General features: G+C 57.6%; 8 protein-coding genes. 6 read left to right on the top strand and 2 right to left on the bottom strand.

Features of this window, described 5'->3' with window-relative positions; all coding sequences use genetic code 11:
• The coding region (locus WB402_RS03970; RefSeq protein WP_424205618.1) for an isocitrate lyase/PEP mutase family protein at positions 1 to 520 on the bottom strand (520 nt) is incomplete at its 3' end.
• A gap of 201 nt (positions 521 to 721) precedes the next feature.
• On the bottom strand, positions 722 to 1,117 hold the full coding sequence (locus WB402_RS03975) for a hypothetical protein (protein WP_424205619.1): 396 nt from the start codon (positions 1,115 to 1,117) through the stop codon (positions 722 to 724).
• 377 nt (positions 1,118 to 1,494) lie between these two features.
• Here WB402_RS03975 and rpsF point away from each other — a divergent pair, with 377 nt between their 5' ends.
• The 6 genes from rpsF (at position 1,495) to radA (ending at position 8,373) form a co-directional block, all read left to right on the top strand.
• Positions 1,495 to 1,905 (top strand): 30S ribosomal protein S6, encoded by a 411-nt coding sequence (rpsF, locus tag WB402_RS03980; protein WP_424205620.1) that lies wholly within the window; start codon positions 1,495 to 1,497, stop codon positions 1,903 to 1,905.
• Positions 1,906 to 1,916: 11 nt separating this feature from the next.
• Entirely contained in the window at positions 1,917 to 2,141 is a 225-nt protein-coding gene (gene rpsR / locus WB402_RS03985) for a 30S ribosomal protein S18 (protein WP_372522188.1), read from the top strand.
• 23 nt (positions 2,142 to 2,164) lie between these two features.
• A complete protein-coding gene (gene rplI, locus WB402_RS03990) occupies positions 2,165 to 2,614 on the top strand; it encodes a 50S ribosomal protein L9 (protein WP_424205621.1) in 450 nt (149 codons plus the stop codon).
• Between the two features lie 194 nt (positions 2,615 to 2,808).
• Positions 2,809 to 5,658, top strand: coding sequence for a replicative DNA helicase (gene dnaB, locus WB402_RS03995; RefSeq protein WP_424205622.1), 2,850 nt, complete (start codon positions 2,809 to 2,811; stop codon positions 5,656 to 5,658).
• Complete coding sequence (gene alr, locus WB402_RS04000; RefSeq protein WP_424205624.1) at positions 5,659 to 6,741, top strand: alanine racemase; 1,083 nt, start codon at positions 5,659 to 5,661, stop codon at positions 6,739 to 6,741.
• Between the two features lie 270 nt (positions 6,742 to 7,011).
• Entirely contained in the window at positions 7,012 to 8,373 is a 1,362-nt protein-coding gene (gene radA / locus WB402_RS04005) for a DNA repair protein RadA (protein ID WP_424205625.1), read from the top strand.
• Positions 8,374 to 8,442: the final 69 nt, after the last annotated feature.

Below are 8,442 nucleotides of genomic sequence, written 5' to 3' on the forward strand. Positions count from 1 at the left end.
TTGATTCAGATAATTTTTCCCGTGTCGAACCCGATGACGTGTAAAATGAATCCGTTCTTGCATTAATTACCAAATGAAAGCCTAGTGAATCTGATAATGCATGAATAGCTGATATTCTTTCACAAAATTCCATCTCGTCGATTAACACTGGATTTAAATCTATACTGTCTTCAATGTTTATTCCAACAATCCCTGTTGTAATTATCTTTTTAACCGAATCGATTATTTCATTTAAATTATTTCCATATCCGGCTTCAATATCCACAGTTACCGGAACTTGCACTGCATTTACGATCCCGGTTATTACTTCAATCATTTCTGACAATTGTATTACCTGGCAGTCAGGATAACCTAAAGAGGCAGCTATTCCCATACTTGTTGTTGCGATTGCTTTATAGCCACATGCTTCTATTAATTTAGAACTTCCGATGTCCCACGAGTTTAACAGAACCAGAATTTCTTTATCATGATGATATTTCAAGAACAGTTCGGCTTTTTCTTTTTGAATACTTGAAACCATAATATCGTCCTTTTGTATTGTTTAATACAAATACTTCATTCATATAATGCTACTTCGTATCCGTCAACCACAAAGGGATAACTTAATCCACCATTACCTTGAAGTTTTATTTGGCTGCTGACATTAATAGATATGGATAAAATACAAGTTCTAATTCGTTTCATTTTGCACACTGCTTTTTATTGGCACCTAACGCTTAGCTCACCGGCGCGCCGTTTTTGCGCGTCCGGTGGAGCGCTGTGTTAGGCGCTCCCTTTTAAAGAATTCGACGTTGTAACCACTAATAATGTAAAACGAGTCATCTTCAAAATGTATATGCTGTAGTGAATCTCCTTTTTTCTCGTGCCACATTATTACCACCGAGTTCTCATCTATAGCGATTACAGAGTATGGAACGACGTGTTTGATGTCTTCGTATTCCGAATAGATTTTTCCTTTTGTAAACCGAAACTGAAGCTTGCCAAAAAGATCAAATATGTGTTTTCGCTTCGTAACAGTTAGACGTTTTTTAAATGCCCAAAATTTGGTTGTTTTTGCTTTGTCAGAGCGACATATCCCAAGGAGTCGCCTGTCTAGCAATTTCTGTTTCTTTTTCATTTGCGCCTAACTAATAGTAGACACCCGAAATTATAGGTGTGAAAACACCACTGAGGTGTATAAGTTGGCAGAGTGCAGAAACACCCCTTGTACTTAGTAGCTTTTTTAAATAACAACACCCGAAAATCTTAGAGAAAGACCCCGCCGCCCTCACCATACCAATTTAGCATCGTGAGATAACTATAATTTTCTTGCTGAAATCCCGGATATTTCGGGGGTAGGGCTGCCCATTCGGGACGGTCAGGCAGCGCCTCGTTTAGGCTTGGCTTAACCCCTTGTTTGTAATAGAATGCCGCGCTCTTTCACCTTGCCTTACCGGCCGATTACAACAATAAAACGGCAGCGGAAGGCTGATGTTTATCCATAAGGAGTGTTGCATGCGTCATTATGAAGTCGTGTTCCTGGTCCACCCGGACCAGAGCGAGCAAGTGCCCGCGATGATCGAGCGCTATCGCACGATGATCGAGTCCGCCAAGGGCTCAATCCATCGCCTCGAAGACTGGGGCCGCCGCCAGCTTGCCTACCCCCTGAATAAAGTGCACAAGGCGCACTATGTGCTCATGAACATCGAGTGCGAGCTTGAGACCCTGCGCGAACTGGAGTCCGCGTTCCGCTTCAACGACGCGGTGCTGCGCTCGCTCGTCATCAAGCGCAAGCACGCCGTGACCACCCCTTCGCCGCTGGTGAAGGAGGCTGAAGAAAAATCGGCCGCGCCCGCACAGTCCGCCCCGGAAATTGAAGGCGGTGAAATCGATGCGGCGGAATCCGCCTCGCCTGACCAGATTTAAGGAGCACGACCATGTCACGTTTTTTCCGACGTAAAAAATTCTGCCGCTTCACCGTCGAGAAGGTGGAAGAGATCGACTACAAGGATCTGGCCGTGCTCAGCGGTTACATCACGGAAACGGGCCGCATCATCCCGTGCCGCAACACCGGCACCAAGACCCATTACCAGCGGCAACTGACGCGCGCCATCAAGTTCGCGCGCTATCTGGCGCTGATGCCCTATTGCGACAGTCATTAAACGCACATCTCGAGGTTTGAACGATGGAAGTCATTCTGCTTGAAAAAGTGCGCAACCTGGGGAACCTTGGCGAACAGGTCAAGGTGAAATCCGGTTTCGCGCGCAACTATCTTATTCCCTACGGCAAGGCGGTCACCGCCAACGAAGCGAACCGCGCCAAGTTCGAGGCGCAACGCGCCAAGCTTGAATTGGCCCAGGCCGATGCGCTCGGAAAAGCGCAGGCACGCGCCGCGAGGATGACCGGCGTCACCTTGCAGATCCTGCGCAAGGTCAGCGAGGAAGGAAAACTCTTCGGTTCCGTCGGCATTCGCGACATCTGCGAAGCCATGGAGCAGGCCGGCTTCGAGCTGGAGCGGTCGGAAGTTCATCTCGATCGCGGTCCGCTCAAGGAAATCGGCGATCACGAAATTTCCGTGTCGTTGCACCCCGAGGTCAACTTCAAAGTCATCGTTTCGGTTGTCGGCGAAAAATAACACTGAATTATCGGATGAACCCCTCATTTGTTAAAATGGGCGGGTTGCGATATATAATGCTGACTGTTGACCCGGCACGGTTGTTCTTGAACGAAGGCCGGCCACGCTCGCAATAATCGCTGTCGACGGGAAGAAACGGCAGCCCAGCATCACAGGGGGGATCGGTGGAGGAACGAGCCATTTCCAGGCGAGGGATGGAGTCGGCGGCCGAATCGCTCAAGGTCCCGCCGCAATCCGTTGAGGCTGAGCAGTCCGTGCTCGGCGGCCTGTTGCTCGACAACCAGGGCTGGGACCGCATCGCTGACATCATCACCGCCGACGATTTCTACCGTCGCGAACACCGCCTCATCTTTCAAGCCGTCTCCGCGCTGTGCGAGGAAAGCAGCCCGGCGGACGTGGTCACCGTTTCGGAGTGGCTCGAACGCAGCGGCGAGATCGCCACCGCGGGCGGTCTCGCTTATCTGGGTTCGCTCGCCAACAACACCCCCGGCGCCGCCAACATCGTCGCTTATGCCGCCATCGTGCGCGAATGTTCGGTCATGCGCGAACTGGCGCGCGCCGCGTCGGACATCAGTACCGCGATCTACACGCCCGAGGGCCGCTCGGCCAACGAATTGCTCGATCTCGCCGAAAAACGCATTTTCGATATCAGCGAAAAGGGCCACCGGCGTGGTGAATTCCACCCGCTGAACACCTTGCTCAGCAAGGCCGTCGACCGCATCGACGAACTGTTTCGCTCGAAATCGTCGATTACCGGCGTGGCGACGGGCTTTTCCGACCTCGACGAAATGACCTCCGGTCTGCAGGGCTCGGACCTCATTATCATTGCCGGGCGTCCGAGCATGGGTAAATGCCTCGTCCACGATTCCGAACTGGTGATGGATGACGGCAGCGTGGTTACCATCGAGGAAATATTCCGGAACCGCCGCCGGCAGCGCGTGGGAACGCTGGCGAAGAACCTGCGGCTGGCGCGCGCGACGCCCAGCGACTACGTGGACGATGGCGTCAAACCCGTATTCGAGGTCACCACACGCTCCGGTCGCCGCATCGAAACCACGCTCACGCACCCCTTCCTTACCCTGCCGGGCTGGCGCCCACTGCATGGCCTTAAGGTCGGCGATGCGATCGCGGTGCCGCGGTGCCTCCCGGTATTCGGCCATGAGCGGCTCCGGGAGTGCGAAGTCAAACTACTCGCTTACCTCATCGGTGACGGCGGGCTGACCGGCAACACCGCCCGGTTCACAAATAGCAATACCAGGATCGTTGCCGATTTCAAGGACGCGGTGCATGCCTTCGGGGGCCTGAGCCTGACAATCGCCGAACGACGTAGCGGCTTCGCGCCGTCGTGGAGCGTGGTGAGCGATCGCTCGCTGATTGCCACACGCCGCGCGGAATTTTCCATGCACCTTGATCGCGAACTCGACGCTGGCCAGCTGTCGGCACGTGCGGTTGCCGCGGCGGTGGGCGTGGCGCCCGCCACGCTTACGTACTGGCGCCAGGGGAAATCCGTCCCGGACGAGCACTCGTTCTCCCGGCTTTGTGAGGTCCTTTGCGTGCAACCGGCGGAGCTCGCGCCCAACGGTCTGTCGGCGGCGCGCAAGAACGGCGTCAATCCGTTGGCGCGCTGGCTGGAGACGCACGACCTGATGAGGCACGGCGCCTCGCAGAAATCGGTTCCCCCTGTCGTGTTCCGGCTGGAGCGCGAGCAGCAGACGCTGTTTCTCAATCGGCTGTTTGCCACCGACGGCTGGGCGACCGTCCTGAAATCGGGTCAGGCACAGCTCGGGTATGCCACGATCAATGAGCGGCTGGCACGGCAGGTTCAGCACCTGTTGCTGCGTTTCGGCGTGATTTCGTCCCTACGCCAGCGCTGGGTGAAATACCGCGAGGCGCGTCGTCCCGTCTGGCAACTGGACATCACTCACGCCGATTCGATTCTGACCTTCGGGCGCGAGATCGGCATCCACGGCAAGGAAAAGGCACTAGCCGCGGCCGTTGAAGCGGTCGCCGGGCGCCGTCGGCAGACGAATACCGATCTCATCCCGGTCGAGGTCTGGGACCTGATCGCGCGGGCTAAAGGCGACCTGCCCTGGTCCGAACTGGCACGGAAGGCTGGCGTGTCGGATTCCAATATTCACGTCGGGCGTCGCGGGCTTTCCCGCGCCAGACTGGCCAGGTTTGCCATGACTCTCGGCAACCGCGAGCTGCTGGCGCTGGCCGACAGCGATGTCTACTGGGACCGCATCGTCTCCATTGTGCCGGCGGGGGCGAAACAGGTTTATGACCTCACGATTCCGGAGACGCACAACTTCATCGCCAATGACGTTTGCGTGCACAACACCTCGCTGGCGATGAACATTGCCGAGAATGCGTCCGTGGGGCATAAAATACCCGTGGCGGTATTCAGCATGGAAATGCCGGGAACGCAGCTGGCGCTGCGCATGATGGCCTCGTTGGGGCGCATCAACGCGCACCGCGTGCGTACCGGCAAGCTGGATGACGACGATTGGCCGCGCCTGACCTCGGCGGTCAGCCTGCTTAACGAAGCGCCGATCTTCATTGACGACAGCCCGGGTCTTACACCGATGGAGCTTCGAGCCCGCGCCCGGCGGCTGAAACGTGAGCACGGTCTGGGTCTCATCATCATCGACTACCTCCAGCTCATGCAGTCCACCGAGCGGACGGAGGAGAACCGGGCCACGGAAATCTCCAATATCACCCGCGCGCTGAAGGGCCTGGCCAAGGAACTGGATGTTCCCGTGATCGCCATGTCGCAGCTGAATCGCAGCGTGGAAAGCCGCACCGACAAACGACCGGTCATGTCCGACTTGCGCGAATCCGGCGCCATCGAGCAGGACGCCGACGTCATTCTTTTCATCTACCGCGATGAGGTCTACAACAAGGACAGTCCGGTCAAGGGCACCGCCGATATCATCATCGCCAAGCAGCGTAATGGCCCGATCGGCGAAGTTCGCCTGACCTTTCTTGGGGAATACACCCGCTTTGAAAATTACACCACGGCCGGCTACGACGGGTCTTTCTGAATGAGCAGACCGGCGCGCGCGCAGGTGGACGCCGGGGCGCTGCGGCATAACTTGCAACAGGTGCGTTTGCGCGCGCCGCACGCCCGTATCATGGCGGTGGTCAAGGCCGATGGTTACGGGCACGGCTTGGCCTGGGTGGCGCGCACCTTGAGTGACAATGTAGATGCCTTCGGTGTCTCCAGCATGGAAGAGGGCATACAGCTGCGCGACGCGGGCATCGCTCTTCCCATCTGTCTGCTCGAAGGTTTTTTCTCCGCCGACGAGCTGCCATTGCTGGCCAAGCACAAGCTCGATCCGGCGATACACGAAGAGGGTCAGCTCAAGGCGCTGGAGCACACGTCGCCGTCGTTGAAACTTTCCGTCTGGCTCAAGATCGACACCGGCATGCACCGCCTCGGTTTTGCGCCCGCGTTCGTGCTGGATGCCCTGGAACGGCTGCGCGACTGCAGCGCGGTGGCGCAAGTCCGTCTCATGTCGCATTTCGCGCGCGCGGATATTCCATCCGATCCCGATACCAACTCCCAGCTCGATTGCTTCCTCGCCTGCACCGCTGGCCTCGATCTTGAATCGAGCCTTGCCAACTCTTCCGGCATTCTCGCCTGGCCTCAGAGCCATTTCGACTGGGTGCGTCCCGGCATCATGCTTTACGGCGCTTCGTCGCTGATGCAGATGAGCGCCGCCCAACTGGACCTTAAGCCGGTCATGACACTGCAGACGGCGCTGATTGCCGTGCACCCGCGATGCAAGGGCGACGCGATCGGGTATGGCGGTGACTGGCGCTGCCCGGAAGGCATGCCGGTGGGCGTGGCCGCGATCGGCTATGGAGACGGCTATCCGCGTCATGCCACCTCCGGCACCCCGGTACTGGTGAATGGCAAGCGTGTACCGCTGATCGGCCGGGTTTCCATGGACATGATCACGCTCGACCTGAGCACGCAGCCACAGGCGAAAGTCGGCGACCCGGTGGTGCTGTGGGGCCAGGGACTGCCGATCGAGGAAGTGGCGAAGAATGCCGGCACCATCGCCTACGAACTCATGTGCCACGTGACCGATCGCATCCCGCGGGTGGCGATCAATGAATAAAAGATTAAAGCTTGAATAGAATTTTCAAAGATCATGTCAATCCCGCGAAATCCTGTTATTGCGACGGCATCAATCCATTTGAAGTGCCGATTCCCCAATGGAACAGGACCCGGCCATGAACGCAAGACGCCATGCCGCCGCAATAACAGGCAATCTTAAGAGTTTTGATTATTGATCCGGCACCACGAAGACCCAAAAAGATCCATTTGCACAAACGGCCTTGGTTTCAATAACATTCGCGCCGGATCAATAATCCTGTTTATTCGACTTATGCAAAAGGCCAAGACAAAATCAGTTTTCACCTGTAATGAGTGCGGCGCGAGCACGCCCAAATGGGTCGGCCAGTGTCCGTCTTGCAGCGCCTGGAATTCTCTCTACGAAACCGCGGTGACTCCCGCCACCCACGCGCGTGCCGGACGCCAGTACGGCGAGCCGGTGCCGGCGCGCTATCTGGCCGAGGTCGCGGCGGAAAAAATCGCGCGCATCCCGACCGGCGTCAGCGAACTCGATCGCGTATTGGGCGGTGGACTCGTCGTCGGATCGGTGGTGCTGATCGGCGGCGACCCGGGCATCGGCAAATCCACCTTGCTGATCCAGGCACTGGCCACGATCGGCGATGCTGCCCAGGTACTATACGTCAGCGGCGAGGAATCGTCGGACCAGATCGCGTTGCGCGCACGGCGTCTCGGGCTCAAGGGCGATCGCCTGCGGCTGCTCACGGAGAATCAGGTAGAAAAGATCATCGCTTGCGCGCAGGACGAGCGTCCGCAGGTCATCGTCGTGGATTCCATCCAGACGATGTACACCGAAATTCTCCAGTCGGCCCCGGGCAGTGTCGCCCAAGTGCGCGAATCGGCCGCCCAGCTCGTGCGCTTTGCCAAGCAGACCGGTACCGCGCTATTCCTCGTCGGTCATGTCACCAAGGAGGGCACGATAGCCGGACCGCGCGTACTCGAACACATGGTGGACACGGTGCTGTATTTCGAGGGCGATACCGGCAGCGCGTTCCGCATCATCCGTGCGATCAAGAACCGCTTTGGCGCGGTCAACGAGATCGGCGTGTTCGCCATGACCGAGACCGGGCTGCGCGAGGTGGGCAATCCGTCCTCGATGTTTCTCAGCCGGCAGGGCGATGCGGTGCCGGGCAGCATCGTGCTGGCCACCCAGGAGGGCACGCGTCCGTTGCTGGTGGAAGTCCAGGCGCTGGTGGACCAGAGTCATTTGGCCAATCCACGGCGTGTGTGCGTGGGGCTCGACACCAACCGCCTGGCGATGCTGCTCGCAGTGCTGCACCGCCACGCCGGTATCGCGACTTACGATCAGGATGTATTCGTGAATGTCGTCGGCGGCGTGCGGGTGATGGAAACCGCGGCGGACCTGGCAATCCTGGCGGCGACGATGTCCAGCCTGCGCAACCGGCCGCTGGGGAAAGACTTGGTCGCCTTCGGCGAAGTGGGTTTGGCGGGCGAGGTGCGCCCGGTGCAACGCGGACAGGAACGCATCCGCGAAGCCGCCAAGCTCGGTTTCAAGCGCGCGCTGGTACCGGCCGCCAACATGCCGAAAAAGGGCGATGCCGGCATCGACTTGCTGCCGGTGCGGCGTTTGACGGAGGCGTTGGAGCTGTTGGACTGAATTACTTCAGATAGAACTGCAAGCGCGTACCGGCAACCTCGATCAGATCGCCGTTCTTGAGCCTCGATC

The sequence above is a fragment of the Sulfuricaulis sp. genome (genome assembly GCF_049587675.1).
GTDB lineage: Bacteria > Pseudomonadota > Gammaproteobacteria > Acidiferrobacterales > Sulfurifustaceae > Sulfuricaulis.